The organism is Anaerohalosphaera lusitana (assembly GCF_002007645.1).
In the GTDB taxonomy this organism is placed as follows: domain Bacteria; phylum Planctomycetota; class Phycisphaerae; order Sedimentisphaerales; family Anaerohalosphaeraceae; genus Anaerohalosphaera; species Anaerohalosphaera lusitana.
Genome location: NZ_CP019791.1, coordinates 2,688,162 through 2,705,658 on the forward strand (window position 1 = coordinate 2,688,162; position 17,497 = coordinate 2,705,658).

A 17,497-nucleotide genomic window follows, 5' to 3' on the forward strand; every position below is an offset into this window, starting at 1 on the left:
GTTGGCAAATGCGCAGACCTCGAAAAGACAACGCGTTCACTCTTATAGAATTACTGGTAGTAATTTCGATAATCGCATTACTGCTGGCTATCATGATGCCTGCTCTTGGAATGGTCAAGGAGAAGGCCAGATCGCTTGTTTGTCGCACAAATGTAAGGCAGATGACCTTGGCGATGGCTATGTATGCCGAGGACAACAAGGGCTCGAGCGTTCCCATGATACATTCCGTCGGTGAGTACTGGTTTCATCAGATCGCTCCCTATCTTGGAGATAATGATTACAAGGATAACCCCGAGAAGAACATCGAGGGCTCGATGGAAGTAACTTTTTGTCCGTCAACTAAAAGGCCATCTAGTGCCGATGCTTACTGGTTTGGCGGCTTGAATAAATCCTGGAAATACCTTGGCGGAGAAGGAAGCTACGGCATGAATCTTTGGCTTCAATCAGGTAAGAGCGGATCATTCGGAACTAATCCGCCTTTATCGAACTATCCTGGTAACTGGTTCAAAAAATACAGCACAGTGCGTGGCAGTGTGCCGGTATTCTCAGACTCGGTTTGGGTAGGCTCCTGGCCTTTTGAGCAGTACGAACCCGTCAATGATTTCATGGGAAGCGGCTATGGGACGCCGAACAGTCCCTCTTTTCCGGATATGGAAACCGCCTACATGGCAAGGTTCTTGATCGATCGCCATAATATGGCTGTAAATGTGGGTTTTACGGATACCAGTGTAGGAACGCTAAAACTCGATGAGATGTGGTCGGTAAAATGGCATCAGAATTTCAGGACAACCAAATCCATTGATCTGACCAAACCGTACCGGCCGAACTGATCAGAACTTTTAAGAAGTGTTGATAAAAAATTTAGAAGGATCTTATGAGTAATTTTACACTTATTGACGGCGGAATAGTTGGGGTCTATATACTCGCCGTAGTGACTATTGGTGTCATGGTCAAGCGGTACGTGTCAAAAGTCGATCAGTTTCTTGTGGCCGGCAGAGAGCTCAATATATATCTTGGCATTGCATCGCTCACAGCCTGTGAATTCGGTATCGTGACATGTATGTACACTGCACAGAATGGTTACGACAAAGGCTTCGCCGGGGCGACTCCCGGCATTTTGCTGGCTCTTGCGATGTTCATTGTGGGTGCTACCGGTTTTGGCATAAAACCCCTTCGCAAAGCCGGAGTAATGACAATACCCGAATTATTCGAGAAAAAGTTCGGACCGAAGATCCGCTGGATGAGCGGTGTAGTGATCGTCCTGGGCGGATTGTTAAATATGGGAATATTTCTGAGAATGGGCGGCGATTTCCTGGTTGCGGTTTGCGGACTTAACCCCGAATATCTAGAAATCACAATGACCTTGCTGCTGCTCGGGATCGGACTGTACACAATCATGGGCGGGATGATCTCAGTTTTGATAACCGACTACCTGCAATTCATCATGATGAGCATTGGATTGTTGATCGTTACGGTACTTATATTCATCAAGGTTGGCTGGGGATCTATGGTCGAAGCCATCCAGATGAATTACGGTGAAGGTGGTTTCAATCCTTTTGTGCATGAACAAATGGGGGTCATGTATGTAATCTTCAACGCGCTTGTTGCCCTGTCAGTGGTCCTCACGTGGCAGGTAATGATCCAGCGAGTTCTTTCCACCAAAGACATCGCAACCGGAGGAAAGATATACAAGGGCACCAGTCCATTTTTCGTCTGCCGGTTCATTTTGCCCGGACTTTGGGGGGTAGCAGCACTCGCTGTGCTGACTCCGGAGCAGGTCGGCGATAATACCATGCTTGCGATGCCAAAGTTTCTAGGTGGGTTTGTCCCTCCTATAGCGATGGGAATTACTGTTGCAGCAATGCTGGCTGCTGATATGTCCACCGATGCATCTTACATGCTTACATGGGGCAGCGTAATATACAACGACATCATGGCTCCTTTCCACAAAGGTAAGTGGTCTCAGAAAAAGGGGCTCATGTGGAATCGCTTCATTATTGCAATGATCGGTGTGTTTCTGCTGGTTTACGGTCTTTGGTACAAGATCGAGGGCGATGTATGGACATATCTTGGAGTTACCGGCAGTATTTATCTTTCAAGCATGTCTGTACTGCTGATAGCTTGCTGCTACTGGAAAAAGGCTAATAGCTGGGGTGCAGCAGCAGCGATCATCGTCGGCTCCGTAATGCCCTTCAGTTTTCTGGTAATGCAGAAAGTACCTGCAACAGAAGAATTGACTGTGCGAGTTGGACCATACATTTGGGGAACTGCCACATACGTCCTCGTTGCGATTGCAATGGTGACGGGATCTTTGTTGAAATTCAAAGTTAATCCGGGAAGGGATGAATTGATATGATTGAGTATTTCTGGCTGATACTTTCGGTTGGTTGCATAGGGTGGTACCTTGTAATTCTCGGCTATGTGGCTGTAAGGGGCGGTGCGGATATCAAGCAGATGCTTAAAAGTCTGTCTGGAAAGGAGAATGAATGATTAGTCTCTTAAGAGTACCATTGATAAAGACTCTACTTGTTATAGCATTAATGTTTTTTGTAACCGGAGATATTTTTGCAGAACAACATCTTTATGGACTGCATCACTCGGCATTTGAGCCATCAGGTGAGGATTTCAAAACTTCAAATAAAACAACAAAGGCCGCGGTTCTTACTGGCAATGGACTTCATGGCTCGGTTGGTTCTATTGATCAACGATATGCCAAAGGGCGTCTTCCTGAACTTGAATCCCCGACTAATCAATGGTCGGGAACCGCATGGCGTGGCGAACGTGTTTACGCCCAACTTGTTCTTTTTTCAAAAGAACCTGTTAGACAATTGAGAATGGAGCCTACAGCGATGGTTTCAAAAGACGGCGATAGCTTGGGCGATGGCTCGCTGAATGCGAATTTTGTTCGTTATGTCCTTGCTGCAGAGACCTTGTATCCTGATATTCTTGATCCTGTCGAGCGACTCAATTTGGCCGCCAACACGACCCGTCCTGTATGGGTAACCATGGAAGTGCCCCGTGACGCAAAGCCAGGCCATTATTCTGGAAAGGTGGCTGTCAAAGCGGCGGGAAACGTTCGCCTCGATTTTACTTTCAAACTCGAGGTGTTGCCATTGACCCTGCCTGCGCCGAAAGACTGGAAGTTTCACCTTGATCTCTGGCAAAATCCCTTTGCCGTTGCTCGCTGGCATCGAGTCGAACCCTGGAGCGATGAGCACTTTCGATTAATGGAGCCATATTGGCGGATGCTGGCAGAAGCGGGACAGAAATGCTTGACCGTTTCTTTGTTCCATCATCCATGGGGCGCCCAAGTATACGATGGCTTCGAGGAAATGGTTACCTGGACCCGCAAAAGTGACGGGACATGGGAATATGACTTCAGTATTCTGGATAAATACGTGGCATTTGCAGAACGTGTGGGACTTGATGATCAGATTAACTGTTATTCTATGATTCCCTGGACCAATTCCTTTCGGTACATTGACGCCAAGAGCGGCGACTGGAAGGACGTTGGGGCCATAGCGGGCAATCCAGCCTATGAGGAAATCTGGGGGCCCTTTCTCAAGGCATTAGAGCAGCACTCCAAAGAAAAAGGATGGGGTGGGCGTCTGACTATTGCGATTGACGAGCGGGGTGAAAAACAGGTGCTCGCTGCAACCGGGATTCTAAAAAAATATGCCCCCTCAATACAACTGTCTTCGGCGTCGAATCATCCGCCCAGCGATTTTACGATCAATGACTGGAGTTCTACATTTGGTACTTCTGTAGATCCCAATATGGTTCAAGAACGCAATAGTCGTGGGCTTAAGACAACTTTTTATGTTTGTTGTAATCCGACTCGGCCGAATACCTTTACCTTTTCCCCACCCGCGGAATCGGCGTGGATGGGATTGTATGCCGCTGCCCAGAATCGATCCGGGTTTTTGCGATGGGCGTATAATTCATGGAATGAGAATCCGTTTTATGATACGAAATACTGGCCCCAGGTTTGGGCGGCAGGAGACTGCTTTATGATCTACCCTGGCCCAAGGAGTTCGATCCGCTTCGAGAGGCTGCGAGAAGGTATTCAGGATTATGAGAAAATTTATATACTTCGTAAGCTTGCAGCCAAACAATTAAATGACCCAAGAGTCAAAAAGGCAGTGAAAGAACTTGATGCGGCATTGGCTGTGATTGATCATCAATCCGTTACAAACAACACAGCAGCTTCCGTTCAGGTGAAAGATGTTAATGTGTCTATACTGCAGTTAAGTCGGCTAGTGATCTGCCCCAGTTCTTTAGTCCAGTCTTTATGAGAGTATTTCCGCCATGGCGTGCGGTGCAAAAAGGTGCGTCACGAAGACGCGGGAGGTGTCGAATGTAGAAACTGAACGTGTCATGCTCCACAGGTGATGGAGGATTTTGGCCCTCCGTCATCGGCCGGTAGGGGCAGGTGACAAATCGCCATAGCGCTGCATTGGTAAAGAGCCTTTGTGGTGAGCGGCTATGGAGAAGGCACGGCTTGACTGTGTCAGATGAGCTATCAGGAGACGAACGTAAGTGAACCATGTGATGAGGCGTCGTAAACCCAGATTGATGTCGAAAGCAGAATCCCTTTTTATTCTGTTATCAGTACAGGCGTTACCTGCATCCGGCCTGTACGGCATCCGGCGTAAAGCATGGCGTGACCTGATGGTAGGGGCCTGTGGGGAACGTGAGAACCTGTCGTTCCGATGTCAAGGGAGAAGCACAAGTGGATACAACCACGAGTGTGAGAGTACCGATGCGGATCACAGGGGCGGAACATTCCGTAGTAGCGATGAAAGCTTTATAATGAGGTGGAAGCGAAGGGAATGTCTCATCCGGTCTTACTGTTCTGTCAACCGGAAACGGAAGGAACAGAATGTGTAAGACAAATTCAAAACCTTTTGTTATTTCCAAGAAGAGTGTATGGCAAGCTTACCATCTGGTGAAGTCCAATCGTGGCGGCAGTGGCGTTGACAGGGTCTCTTTGAAGGAATTCGAAGAGAACCTTAGAACCTTCAGGGTAACCCGTCCAGCTTCAATGAAAACGCCTGGCAGAAGAAGCGATTTGATAGGGTGAATTGGTAAACCTTTTTCTTGAGATTAGGTTCAGGGACTATGCCGTGATCGTCGAGGACTCGTTTTACCGTTGAGCGGGCCACCTTTAGCCCGACATGGGCGAGAACGCCTACTATGCGGTCATAACCTCAGGAGGGGTTTATCTTTGCGACACGCAAAACCTCTTCGATTATTTCCTGCGAAATGCGAGGGCGACCGGATTTGCATCTGTTCGCAGAACCATCGTACTTTTGAGCCATCAGCTTGCGATACCAGCCAAGCATTGTGTCCGGCTGAAACAGCGTTGGCACATTCGCCTGAATATGCCTCCCCAGGACAATCCCTTTGGTCGCCAATCGCCGCCTTTGGGAATCAGTCAGCTTCAGTCGCTTGCAGCCGTAGTGATCCACGAGCTGCTCATGAAGAAGTTTAATAATTGTCGGGTCATTAAAGAATAAACAAGAATCGTTGAACCTGCTTTTGGTTTAGTCACTTGCCGGCTTTCAATGTTTCGGTGTTACCAGCTCCATCAGCAGCAAAAATATGCTTGCAGAAACTAAAAATTCCTTTTATTTTACTTTTGAATTTTATATTGTCAATGGTCGACAGCTCTTATGCTCACAATTGTGACCTGATTATGCAAAGTTACCCATATGTGCTGGTTTTGCTTGAATCCTCGCGTGAATACGGTTGCGGGCTGTTGCGTGGAATTGCCACGTATTCTTCCTTGTATGGCCCATGGAATTTGGAAAGAGAGATTCCTTTTTATTTGGCCAATGAAAATTCTAGCGAAGACAATGATCCTTGTAGATGGGTTGCGGACGGTATCATCACTCGTGATACTACAAGAGCCAGACAGCTAAATAGATCGCTTACTCCTGTTATTTTCGCAAGCTATATGGAAGAGCATACAGAATCAGCGGCCAGATTGATGACCAACGACCAATCTGTTGGCAAAATGGGCGCCAAACATTTTTTGGAACGAGGATTTCGCTCTTTCGGTTACGTCGGCTATAAAAACATGTTCTGGTCTACTAAAAGGGGCGTCTCTTTTTGCGAAGAATTGCAACGAAATGGTTTTGCAGCGGAATGTTATAGCCAATCTGCGAAGGATAGTGGCAGCGACATGCTAAAAGAGCAGCTTGTGCTTGCGGATTGGCTTAAGTCGCTTGAGAAACCATGTGGCGTTTTCTGTTGCAATGATGACCAAGCCCAGCAGGTGGTAAGGGCCTCTCGTCATGCGGATCTCAGAATTCCTGAGGATATCGGGGTGCTCGGTGTAGATAATGATGAAATTATCTGCACGCTGGCTAATCCGTCAATATCCAGTATAGCATTGAATCTGGAGGCTGCTGGCTTTCAAGCTGCTCAATTGTTGGATCAAATGATGTCTGGGGAGCAGGTGCCACCAGAAACTATTCGTGTCGAACCGTCCTATGTTGTGACCCGGCAGTCTTCGGATATATCGGCCATACAAGATGCGGACGTTGCGGCGGCTGTCTCATTCATAAGAAGGAATTGCAGGAAGCCAATTCAGGTGGATGACGTGCTGCAGGCAGTTTCTGTTTCAAGGCGTTGTCTATACGAGAAGTTCAAGCGTGAACTCAAGTGCGGTGTTTACGCCTTTATTAAAAAGAAGCGTGTAGAGCAAATTGAGAGGCGGCTAATAGAGACCGACATGTCCATCTGTCAAATCGCTCTTGAGTTCGGCTTTACAAGCACTGACTACATAGCACAATACTTCCGTTCCCAAAAAGGCGTCAACCCTCTTGAGTTCAGAAAGCAGTTCGGATCGAGCATGTGAGCTACAAGGACCTACTTTGGGCAGATATTCGTAGGCTATTTCGTGCTGATTTTTCCCGCTTTAGTTATGGCAATCTTACAGTTCAGGAGAGCTGGGCATTGATTTGCACAAAAATGCGGTTTAAAGAAACGAAACTGCGTTTACTTGGCCGGTGACTTTTTGCATAATCATGTTAGATACTTGTTCTATATTTTTAGTTAATAAGGACTCTAACATTGCCAGCCAATGTGAATGACTTGTCGTGAACCCTGGGCAATACTTTCAAGTTGCGCTCATCCAATCATTTGCCAGCCGGGGAAGTGCCGACAGTTGTATTCTGGACACAATTGTGCTTCCTGCAGGGAGATAATAGTAGAGAACGTGTTTTATTGGAAGGAGTATGGACAATGAAAAAGCTTTTAGGTATTGTGTTGGTCTTGGTGATGGCTGGATGTTTGAACGCAGCTGTCATTAACATCGTGAATGGAGATTTCGAGTCTGGTGATATTTGGGCTACCAACTCAGGGACAGCTCCGGAAGGGTGGGTTGCCAGCGGTTCGTATGTCTCCGGGCAAAGAGTTCCTGGTCTTCCAGGTATGACCGCTTGCTGGCAGGACAGGGATGGCCTTCGCTATTACGAACAGCAGATCACTTCTTCCGATGCAGGTGACGTTGATGCCGGTACATATTCGCTTTACGAAGTCACTTTCGATTACGGTTACAGACGTGATTCGTCGACGAATGGCCCGATCAATCTGCTGGTTTCGCTGAGAGACACCACGGAAGACGTAGAACTGGCAAGTGAAAACATTATAATTCCGGATCCGGGCAGGGGCACCAATTTCCTGACGACCGCTGTTGTAGTGTTGTATATCGAGGGTACCGCCGGCAATGGACTTGCCCTGCGTTTTACAGAAAACGATCCAGGCTCACGTGGGTGGACGGCAACAACCATGATTGATAATATAAGCCTCATCACAAAAGGTGACGTTGCTTTTTCGCCTTCGCCTGCTGACGGTCTGATACGCATTGTGATTAATTCTCATGCTTAATCCATTCAGTATTGCATATTGAGCAGAACATTTCTGAGGTTATATTGTTCCATGCAACTGTTCCTGCGTTGAATATTTCCTCATAATTTTTGTAAATGCGGTTGCTCAAGTAGTGACTCTTCATATAGGCCCAAAGACGTTCTATCGGATTCAATTCCGGACTGTATGCAGGCAGGTGAAGCAGGCTGATATTCTTCGGCACAACCAACTGTTTAGCGATATGCCAACCAGCCTGATCAAGAACCAGAACCACATGTACATCTTTGCCTGCCTCCTCGCTTATAAATCTCAGGTGGTGATTCATATAATCAGTGTTAACAGTCGGAGTAATCACAGCCGACGATTTGCCATTGACAGGATTGACAGCTCCAAAAATATATACCCAATCATACTCGGTCTGCTTTACTGCTGTAGGCCTGGATCCTTTTGGAGCCCAAACATTGGTCAGTGTTCCTTGCTGGCCTATTCGCACTTCGTCCTGGAACCAGATCTCAATTTTCTTTTCGGGGTTTTCTGTTCGGACTTTTTGGACAAAAAGGGGGCTTGCTCCAACCACTGCTGCATTTTTTCCGGATCGTTCTTTCGGTGCTTAGGCCTTGGTTTTAGACATGAAAGCCCCAATCTATGCATTAGATCATAGACGCCGAAGAGCGAATATTTTACGCCAAATTCTCTTTCAAGAATCCGTCTTATGTCTCTGCCGCGTAGCACACATACACCACCGTCTGAATCGGTTGGTCCATCTTGAATTCGCTTGATCAACTCAGGCTCTTTTTTGCGTGGCAGTTTTGTAGGCCTGCCGCTTTGACGTTTTGGTGCGATAGCCTCAATGCCGCCATCACGGTAGAAATAACACCATCGCTGAACGAAGTTTTTGCTGCGATCAAGTTTTGTCATGATCGCTTTTGTTTGCCATCCCTCCAATGCCAGGGCTACCACCCGATATCGATCTCGCTGCTTTGCATTGGTTTCAATCCGAGCTTTTTCTTTTAACTTTTGCAGGTCACCGTACTTGATCTCACTGATGTGCATGCCATATTTCCTTTCATTTTTTAGGAATTATGACACATCATTAGCGATGGCGCAAGTCTAAAACCGTGGCGCGCGAAAAAATTTCACAATGCGTATGACCGGTGTTGCTCTGGATACAGATCTCAGCTGGACTGCCCCCGTTGAATATTCACCCGCGACTTATGACGTTTACTTTGGTTCAAGTGAGCCCAATCTTCTTTTGCCGAATTTTGGTTTGACACAAATTATTGACAATGGTGTTGCAACTACCATTGCCAGTGGTGAGCTTCAGACTGCTTACGGTTCACTGGCCGATGATACGACATATTACTGGGTTGTGGATTCTTATAATGGTACCGAACTTCATCAGGGCTATTCATGGAGTTTTACAACACTTCCCGCGTCTTCGGCATGGAAAGAGACTCGCAAAGTTGTATATAAGCCGGACGCTGGAAAACAATTCTTTACTTTAAAGCCCAATGATTCAATCTCTTTATCTATTCCAAAGTCCAACTCCGAAACTGCCGTTCGCCGGTTTCTTCGGGTTGTGGGCGGGGTTGAAATGCCGCCTCCTTTTCATGGACGCGGCGAAGATAAATTTCGTGATGCAGAGGTCCTTATTGACGACTGTCTGAACTCCGAAGTTACTAAAAATGAGTCGTACTCACTTTACTTTCGGGGCGATAACGATAAATTCGAACGCCATGCCTATTACAGAATTGCCAACGGAACACTTAAGCCCGGCAAGCTGACTGTCACTTTGCCTGTCTTAAAAAAGAATGATCTGCAGAAAAGCCCTGAAGGGGATTTCGGCATAACGATCGAACTGTTCAATAAAAAGCCAGGGCGCACCCCGAATGACATCTACGATGAACCGGATAAGATTCTATATATTCCTGTGCCGGAAGGATCTTCTGATTATCAGCAGGTGAAGAAAACATTTGAATTGCCTGAAAATCTTTCCTGCGTCCTGCTTATAGTGGGCGGGACTGATTTCAGCGGCGAGTGCTGGGTTGAATCGCCAATACTTGAGCAAGACGGCGAGAGAGCATGCTCCATTCCCTTCACTAAACTTGCTGACAGAAAGGACAAAACCAATTACTGGGTTGGGGTCAATCTTTCGATGCGCAGCTGGCCCATGTGGAAACTGAAATCTGACGGAAAGACCGTATTCGAGGGTCGTCGCTTTGACAGGGCATCATATGTTGCCGACTTCTTTATCCCGCTTCCTGATGATCTGATCGGTGAGGCGACTTTCGAGCTGACTCTACTGAAGGAATCGCATCGTGCCTCGTTTCCATATGAATTGCGGCAGGTGGAACTGATAGAGGAAACCGCCAGGGATTATGAAGTAATATCTGTTCCGAAGTTCGTGCGAAAACAGGGACCTTTAGGTATTCTGATAGAGACTAATAAGCCCGATATAGAACTTAGTATCAAAAGTGACGGAGATGTAAAGCCCGGCAGTCGGGAAGTCCGCTTTGAGCAGCCGGGTCTTCATGTGGTGGAGTTCCGTGCAGGAGAGGCCGGGGTGCCGATACATTTTGAGTTTGATGATGGCCAGAGAGTTGAGAAGGCGGAGGTTGCTCAAGTCATAGCAAAGCCCTCTGAAGAGATCTATCTGTCAAGCGGTGATGAAATGTACCTGGACAAGGACTACGAACTTTACGACCATTTTTTCAAGTGGTATGTTGCCAATCGAATTGGGAACTGGTACCAGTTTCGCCCTTCATATCAGTGGAGCGGCTTTCGAATAGTGGATCCTTCATGGGTCAGGAATTACATCAGTCTGCTGGAAGGTTTGGAAATGCCTTTCGCCTGGCAAGTGGAAGGACGCACGCTGGCTGGCAATCGACTGAATCCATCATTGAAGACTTTAATGTCACCAATGTTCCGGGGTAAACAGGCCCATGAAAACGATGGTGGTTATTATTATTGGCGACATATCAGATATAAGGGTCTATCCTCCGATATAGCAGCTCGGAATTGGCCCTACGGTGGGATATTTGCAAAGCATAGGCCCATTTACACAGATCATGGCACGTTTGTTCACTATGATCCCGAAGGTGTAAAGGATATGGCAGACGGGGCCCTCCAGTTCGTCGATAATGTTAGGTATTCAAAGGGAGAAAGTACTCGCCATACAGGTCCTTCGACGCTTTTCAGATATTTGTATCAGGCTGGATACGATTGGCTGGGAGCCGAACAAATGTACGGACCAGAGGAAGTGATTCTTTCTTCTTTGAGAGGAGCATCGCGAGCCTATAGCCGTTCTGGTTACGGAACCTTACATGCGATGCAATGGGGATCTCGCGATTTTACTAACTCCAAGCATGCTTTACGTTTTTACATGTCGCTGGCAGTAGCTTACATGCATGGATCCTCCCAAATGAACACGGAAGATGCGCTTTGGGTCGATGAATATATGAACGACAGGTATTCAAAATCCGGCAAAGCGCATATTTTCGCTCAGCACCAGATGCTGGATTTCATCGAAACGCATACCCGCAGAGGTAGTCTGAATAGTCCAATCGCTGTTGTACAGGGACGAAATGATGCCTGGAAATGTTTTGGACGCCACAGCCTCTGGTCCCAAAGCGGTCAAAAATGGAAGTTTAACAAAGCTGCACAAAGCTGGGATCTTCTTAAAGTTTTTTATCCGGAAAATACTTTGAATATGTGCGGCCCTGATGGATGGTTCACTTCCACTCCTTATGGTACGGTTGATATACTTCCCATCGAAGCCCCGTTGGACGTGATGAAAGAATACAAGGCCATGATTTTTCTCGGGTGGAACACCTTTGATGAGCATGAGTTTATGCGAATTCGTGATTTTGTTTTTGATGGCGGCACCTTGCTCCTGAGCGGAGCGCACCTTAATGTTGAATTGCAACCTGATGCTCCAGTCAAATTCCCCGAGCAGGACGCTGTCATCCGCGAGCTCCTGGGGGAGAATTATCGCGAAATAAGCGAAAAGACGACCCGCGAATTTGGCCTTGGAAAAATAAGGCCACCTCTAAAAAATCAAGATTAGCGGCTCACGTATTTAATTAACAATATTTTGAGTTAAAATTGAACTCACTGTTGCACAATTACGATTATTTGTCTCAATATGACGGCATTCAGTACTGGCGTCAAGCGGCACCGGCTGGCTTTGCAGCCGTAGTGCCGCACCGTTGGCGGCTAAAGTCGAGCCAGCAGGCAGTATCTGTCTATATTATACGCAAGGTTTCGCATACAAATTTTCGTCTTGGCCCTGGCTATTCCTATAGTTCGAATGATCAAGTTGCCCGCCCGCATCTTCTGTATGCCGAAGACATGCTCAACTCGGCTGCGAGTTTTCGAACGTTTATAATTAGCTTCTATCTGACGCTGAGTCAGTTTTTTATAACGACAGCCTTTTCGTTGAATCTGGCCGCGGTAGCCTTCTTCTTTAATGTTATCCCGTTTTTCCGTCGAGCCGTAGGCAGAATCGGCCCATACATCCTTGCTGCTGTTGTTTGCATCAAGCAAGTCTTCAAAGACATTGCTGTCATGAACAGAGGCAGGCGTTACTTCACAGCTGCGAATAAACTTGTGCTTAACATCAATATCAATATGGTTCTTATAGCCATAGTAGTTTACGCCGTTCTTCTGCACCCAGCGTGCATCGGTGTCTTTCTGGCGTTTCTTGGTATCGCTCCAGTTTTCGGGAACCTCGCCGTTCTTGATGGATTTATTCTCATCCCTGGTGTTGCGCTGCTTTGGAACAGCCACAATGCTGGCATCAACGATCTGACCCTTCTTGGCGGAAAAGCCGTTTTTACGCAGAAACTCGTCGAACTGAGTAAAAAGGTTTTCGACAAGGCCGGCTTCGGTGAGCTGTTCTCTGAAAAGCCATATGGTCTTTGCATCAGGCACTCTGTCGCCAATACCCAGACCGAGAAAACGCATGAAGGAAATACGATCCCTTATCTGAAATTCGAGCTGATCGTCGGATATATTGTACAGGGAATCAAGTATCAATATCTTGAACATGAGTATAACATCAAAGGGTTTTCTGCCTGCGTTGGACTTGCGTTTTTTATCTCTGACAACCTCAAGGGTTTTGCGAAATTGCTCCCAGTCGACTATTTCATTGAGCTTGACAAGTGGGTCGCCGCTGTTGTCGAGTTGTTCAAAACGAGTCTGCCAGTCGAAAAGTCCTGCTTGCATCATGATCAATCCTTTGATTATGAGTCGAATAACCGTAATGTAATTGTCAATGAGCTAATTATAACAAAAGGGCAATAAATTGCACGAATCTAACTGATTTTTAGAGGAACCCTTAATATTAAGGCAGGCCGGCAGCCAAATATTCTCATACTATTTGCCGATCAGATGCATGGCTTTGCAATGAGCTGCATGGCCCATCCTGACGTTAAGACCCCTAATCTTGACTGGCTTGCAAGTGAGGGTACACTTTTCCGCAATGCATATAGTGAGGCACCGATTTGCACTCCTTATCGATGCTGCTTGTTTACCAGCCGCTATGCTTCACAAACAGGGGTCATGACTAATACGCATTGTGAAATTTTTTCGCGCGCCACGGTTTTAGACTTGCGCCATCGCTAATGATGTGTCATAATTCCTAAAAAATGAAAGGAAATATGGCATGCACATCAGTGAGATCAAGTACGGTGACCTGCAAAAGTTAAAAGAAAAAGCTCGGATTGAAACCAATGCAAAGCAGCGAGATCGATATCGGGTGGTAGCCCTGGCATTGGAGGGATGGCAAACAAAAGCGATCATGACAAAACTTGATCGCAGCAAAAACTTCGTTCAGCGATGGTGTTATTTCTACCGTGATGGCGGCATTGAGGCTATCGCACCAAAACGTCAAAGCGGCAGGCCCACAAAACTGCCACGCAAAAAAGAGCCTGAGTTGATCAAGCGAATTCAAGATGGACCAACCGATTCAGACGGTGGTGTATGTGTGCTGCGCGGCAGAGACATAAGACGGATTCTTGAAAGAGAATTTGGCGTAAAATATTCGCTCTTCGGCGTCTATGATCTAATGCATAGATTGGGGCTTTCATGTCTAAAACCAAGGCCTAAGCACCGAAAGAACGATCCGGAAAAAATGCAGCAGTGGTTGGAGCAAGCCCCCTTTTTGTCCAAAAAGTCCGAACAGAAAACCCCGAAAAGAAAATTGAGATCTGGTTCCAGGACGAAGTGCGAATAGGCCAGCAAGGAACACTGACCAATGTTTGGGCTCCAAAAGGATCCAGGCCTACAGCAGTAAAGCAGACCGAGTATGATTGGGTATATATTTTTGGAGCTGTCAATCCTGTCAATGGCAAATCGTCGGCTGTGATTACTCCGACTGTTAACACTGATTATATGAATCACCACCTGAGATTTATAAGCGAGGAGGCAGGCAAAGATGTACATGTGGTTCTGGTTCTTGATCAGGCTGGTTGGCATATCGCTAAACAGTTGGTTGTGCCGAAGAATATCAGCCTGCTTCACCTGCCTGCATACAGTCCGGAATTGAATCCGATAGAACGTCTTTGGGCCTATATGAAGAGTCACTACTTGAGCAACCGCATTTACAAAAATTATGAGGAAATATTCAACGCAGGAACAGTTGCATGGAACAATATAACCTCAGAAATGTTCTGCTCAATATGCAATACTGAATGGATTAAGCATGAGAATTAATCACAATGCGTATAATAATCTTCGGATTCCCAGCGGTGAGCGGACTTTTGCAGATGCATTTAATGACGGTGGCTATAGAACGTCTTATGTAGGCAAATGGCATTTGGGAGGTACCGGTAATGATCCCGTCCCAGAGTACAATAGGGGTGGCTTTACTGATTTCATCGGGTATGAAAACTACAATGATTTTATAGATGGCGTTCTGTTCTTCGATGAAAATGGTGATTATACTCCGACCAACGACCATCGGACAAAGAAAACAACGGACATTGCAATGGAGCGACTGGCGGGGCTAGTGGATGAACAATTTGCCATGGTGGTTTCGTACGTGAATCCTCATTATCCGGAACAGCCAACCCTGAAATATGAAAAGATGTACGAAAATCTTATGCCTACCCGTCGGCCGAATTGCACGACGGATCCGAATTTTGACCCTTATACCCCGATCTCTGCCGGGACGCATACTGTGACGGATGGGCGTGATGATTACAGGTATGACCTTGATCAGTATTTGCGGCAGTATTACGCCATGATTACTCAACTGGATGCCAATTTGGGGCGTTTGTTTGCTGAGTTGAAGCGGCTGGGGCTCTGGGATAGTACGGTGATCATCTTTACAGCCGATCATGGTGACATGCAGGGTAGTCACGGCTTAAAGAACAAGACCGTGCATTGGGAAGAGTCAACCCGCGTTCCATTTATAGTTCGCGCGCCCGGAGGCGTGAAAGGCCAGGTTCTGGATTACCTGGTCTCGGCTGGTATCGATCCTTTCCCGACATGTCTGGGGTTTGCGGGCCTGCCCCAGGAACCTACTACCGAAGGAAACAATATAGCGCCTTTAGTAATGGGTGAAAGGCAGCTCGACGCGGTTCCGGTCTTCTCTGAACTTGGCGGCTGGGCAATGATCCGTGAAGGGGATTTCAAGCTGACGGTTTCCAAATCTGATTGGCAGCCGGACTATTTGTTTGATCTTGCAAACGATCCCTACGAAATGACGAATCTGGTGAACAATTCAGGCTACAGCTCTATTGAGTCGGATCTTTTGGCAAAACTCATTGAATGGCGGGACCGTGTAGCATGAAATGAGGTCTCTTACGGAAATCATTTAAACGCTTTTGATGAATCGCCATCTACTGACGCAATGTGATGTCAGTTCTTTCCGGCTTAATCAGTTTCCCAAGGCCCAATCATTTTTATGGTTGGGTCTTTTTTAATTAACCATTGGTTCTTTCGCTGGTCTCGGTTCAGTGGTGAGTGATTTAGAGCTAACTGCCACACCTGGTGCCCCAATGGCTATGTATTTTGCAGTATTTTAAAAATGTTCAAGTAAATGTCTGATTTTCTGAATAATGTGACTGTTCCATCAAATACTAAAGTGTACCAAAGTTGTTGAACTCTATTATGCTTTGAAAGCAGGTCAGCAGACCTGAATACTGGGTACCAGTCAAAGTGCTGTGGGCCGAGTCCTGCATCGGTCAACCGGAGTGTGTGTATGAAAAAGCTTGCGGAAGCGATTAGCGGTCATCTTGAAGTCTATCCTCCAAGATTTTTAATCCGCATGAAGTTCGGCTGAATTGGCCTGCGTGCGATCTGTCGATCGGGGCATTTGTGTTTGTACGCGGGCGATCCTGGGGGTTTCAATTCAAAGCGGAACAAGGATCTAATTCAGGAGCATGACATGTCAAAAAGTGCGCTTTTATCAAAGGTAATGTTTGGGGGTTTGTTGGTACTAGTGCCGTTTCAAAAATATAATTTTAACTTTTCCATGATTTAAGACTTGCGCCATGCATAATCTGGTATTATATAGAATGACACGAAGAAATAATTTCACGCTTACAAGCAGAGAAAGGGATTTCTTATGTGTCTGTACGCCAGAGACCTCAGTACCAGTGAAGGCCAGCAAATTCAGCGGATACTCCGCAGCAGCAAAAGCCGAATCAAGATTCGTCGCGGCCAAGTCATTCTTGCCTCTAACCAGGGCTATAAAGTTCCTGCTATCGCCGAGCTGGTTCACTATTCGCCGCACCATGTCAGGGCCATCATCAAAGACTTTAACCAACGCGGCCTTAAGGCGTTGGAGCCCAAGCCCCGGCCGGGAAGACCGCCGGAGTTTACCGAGGACGACAAGGCCATTATTGCCGAGACTGCAAAATGTCCGCCCGATCTTCTGGACTGCCCTTTTAAGCGGTGGTCCCTGGAAAAACTGCGTGAATATCTTGTCCAGGAAAAGATCGTTCCTACGATCAGCATTGAAACACTCAGGACCATCCTGCGTGAAAAGAAGGTCAAGCTCCGGCGGACAAAGACGTGGAAAGAGTGCAACGACCCCAATCTCAAGTCTAAAAAAAACTAATTCGCAGATATGTGAACCAGCCGGCCTCAAACGGGCCGACCATATCATTCGACGAGTTCGGACCGCTGGAGATTCGTCCTCAGCCAGGCCGGAATTACTGTCATACCGACCATCCCAAGAGGCTGCCTGCGACCTATACCCGCAAACACGGCGTTCAGCACTGGCTGGCGTTTTACGATGTCCATCAGAAAAAGCTCTGGGGATATGTTCGGCCACGCAAGCGGCATCAGGAGTTCTTGGAAGTTTTGAAACTGACCAGGAAAAAGTATCCTGCGAACCAGCGGATACACCTGATACTGGACAATTTCTCGCCGCACCGCAAGGACAAGGTTCTGCGGTACTGTCGCGAGAACAATATTCATCTGATCTGGACGCCGACCAACGCATCATGGCTCAACCCTATCGAATGTCAGTTTACCCATGTTAAGGAATTCGTAATACGAGGAACTAATTATCAAAACCATCATGAGCTTAAAACTGCACTGAATAGATACGTAGCATATCGCAATAAAAAAAATCAGCAAAAGTTAAACTTAGATAATTGAAACGGCACTA

General features: G+C 46.8%; 17 protein-coding genes. 14 read left to right on the forward strand and 3 right to left on the reverse strand.

Features of this window, described 5'->3' with window-relative positions; genetic code table 11:
* The first annotated feature begins 8 nt into the window (after positions 1-8).
* The 7 genes from STSP2_RS10915 (at position 9) to STSP2_RS10940 (ending at position 7,896) form a co-directional block, all read left to right on the forward strand.
* Positions 9-830, forward strand: coding sequence for a type II secretion system protein (locus STSP2_RS10915; RefSeq protein ID WP_146662612.1), 822 nt, complete (start codon positions 9-11; stop codon positions 828-830).
* A gap of 44 nt (positions 831-874) precedes the next feature.
* Complete coding sequence (locus STSP2_RS10920) at positions 875-2,356, forward strand: sodium:solute symporter family protein (RefSeq protein WP_146662614.1); 1,482 nt, start codon at positions 875-877, stop codon at positions 2,354-2,356.
* Positions 2,353-2,490, forward strand: a complete 138-nt coding sequence (locus STSP2_RS17340; RefSeq protein ID WP_169853156.1) for a hypothetical protein — start codon at positions 2,353-2,355, stop codon at positions 2,488-2,490. The genes STSP2_RS10920 and STSP2_RS17340 overlap by 4 nt, the downstream gene beginning before the upstream one ends.
* Positions 2,487-4,295 (forward strand): DUF4091 domain-containing protein, encoded by a 1,809-nt coding sequence (locus tag STSP2_RS10925; protein WP_146662616.1) that lies wholly within the window; start codon positions 2,487-2,489, stop codon positions 4,293-4,295. The genes STSP2_RS17340 and STSP2_RS10925 overlap by 4 nt, the downstream gene beginning before the upstream one ends.
* An 882-nt stretch (positions 4,296-5,177) precedes the next feature.
* Positions 5,178-5,519: a hypothetical protein gene (locus tag STSP2_RS10930; protein ID WP_146662618.1), complete on the forward strand. Its 342-nt coding sequence runs from the start codon at positions 5,178-5,180 to the stop codon at positions 5,517-5,519.
* Between the two features lie 89 nt (positions 5,520-5,608).
* Positions 5,609-6,865, forward strand: coding sequence for a DNA-binding transcriptional regulator (locus STSP2_RS10935; RefSeq protein WP_146662620.1), 1,257 nt, complete (start codon positions 5,609-5,611; stop codon positions 6,863-6,865).
* A gap of 386 nt (positions 6,866-7,251) precedes the next feature.
* Positions 7,252-7,896, forward strand: a complete 645-nt coding sequence (locus tag STSP2_RS10940; protein ID WP_146662622.1) for a hypothetical protein — start codon at positions 7,252-7,254, stop codon at positions 7,894-7,896.
* On the opposite strand, the gene STSP2_RS10945 is transcribed toward STSP2_RS10940, so the two are convergent.
* Together STSP2_RS10945 and STSP2_RS10950 are read right to left on the reverse strand one after the other, a co-directional pair.
* Complete coding sequence (locus STSP2_RS10945; protein ID WP_146659672.1) at positions 7,880-8,452, reverse strand: IS630 family transposase; 573 nt, start codon at positions 8,450-8,452, stop codon at positions 7,880-7,882. The genes STSP2_RS10940 and STSP2_RS10945 overlap by 17 nt on opposite strands.
* On the reverse strand, positions 8,359-8,928 hold the full coding sequence (locus STSP2_RS10950; RefSeq protein ID WP_146659670.1) for a winged helix-turn-helix domain-containing protein: 570 nt from the start codon (positions 8,926-8,928) through the stop codon (positions 8,359-8,361). Before STSP2_RS10950 ends, STSP2_RS10945 begins: the two co-directional genes overlap by 94 nt.
* Before the next feature lie 88 nt (positions 8,929-9,016).
* On the opposite strand from STSP2_RS10950, the gene STSP2_RS10955 reads away from it, so the two are divergent.
* Positions 9,017-11,941 (forward strand): Ig-like domain-containing domain, encoded by a 2,925-nt coding sequence (locus STSP2_RS10955; protein WP_169853157.1) that lies wholly within the window; start codon positions 9,017-9,019, stop codon positions 11,939-11,941.
* A gap of 149 nt (positions 11,942-12,090) precedes the next feature.
* Here STSP2_RS10955 and STSP2_RS10960 read toward each other — a convergent pair whose 3' ends face one another.
* On the reverse strand, positions 12,091-13,104 hold the full coding sequence (locus tag STSP2_RS10960) for an IS5 family transposase (RefSeq protein WP_146662117.1): 1,014 nt from the start codon (positions 13,102-13,104) through the stop codon (positions 12,091-12,093).
* A 144-nt stretch (positions 13,105-13,248) separates the two neighbouring features.
* Here STSP2_RS10960 and STSP2_RS18110 point away from each other — a divergent pair, with 144 nt between their 5' ends.
* The 6 genes from STSP2_RS18110 (at position 13,249) to STSP2_RS18115 (ending at position 17,487) form a co-directional block, all read left to right on the forward strand.
* Positions 13,249-13,500, forward strand: coding sequence for a sulfatase-like hydrolase/transferase (locus STSP2_RS18110; RefSeq protein WP_418202212.1), 252 nt, complete (start codon positions 13,249-13,251; stop codon positions 13,498-13,500).
* Positions 13,501-13,540: 40 nt separating this feature from the next.
* A complete protein-coding gene (locus STSP2_RS10970) occupies positions 13,541-14,110 on the forward strand; it encodes a winged helix-turn-helix domain-containing protein (RefSeq protein WP_146659670.1) in 570 nt (189 codons plus the stop codon).
* Complete coding sequence (locus tag STSP2_RS10975) at positions 14,017-14,589, forward strand: IS630 family transposase (RefSeq protein ID WP_146659672.1); 573 nt, start codon at positions 14,017-14,019, stop codon at positions 14,587-14,589. Before STSP2_RS10970 ends, STSP2_RS10975 begins: the two co-directional genes overlap by 94 nt.
* Positions 14,579-15,670 (forward strand): sulfatase-like hydrolase/transferase, encoded by a 1,092-nt coding sequence (locus STSP2_RS10980; RefSeq protein WP_146662627.1) that lies wholly within the window; start codon positions 14,579-14,581, stop codon positions 15,668-15,670. Before STSP2_RS10975 ends, STSP2_RS10980 begins: the two co-directional genes overlap by 11 nt.
* A 777-nt stretch (positions 15,671-16,447) precedes the next feature.
* Positions 16,448-16,942: a helix-turn-helix domain-containing protein gene (locus STSP2_RS10985; RefSeq protein WP_146659256.1), complete on the forward strand. Its 495-nt coding sequence runs from the start codon at positions 16,448-16,450 to the stop codon at positions 16,940-16,942.
* A gap of 11 nt (positions 16,943-16,953) precedes the next feature.
* A complete protein-coding gene (locus STSP2_RS18115) occupies positions 16,954-17,487 on the forward strand; it encodes a transposase (RefSeq protein ID WP_169853158.1) in 534 nt (177 codons plus the stop codon).
* The last annotated feature ends 10 nt before the right edge of the window (positions 17,488-17,497 follow it).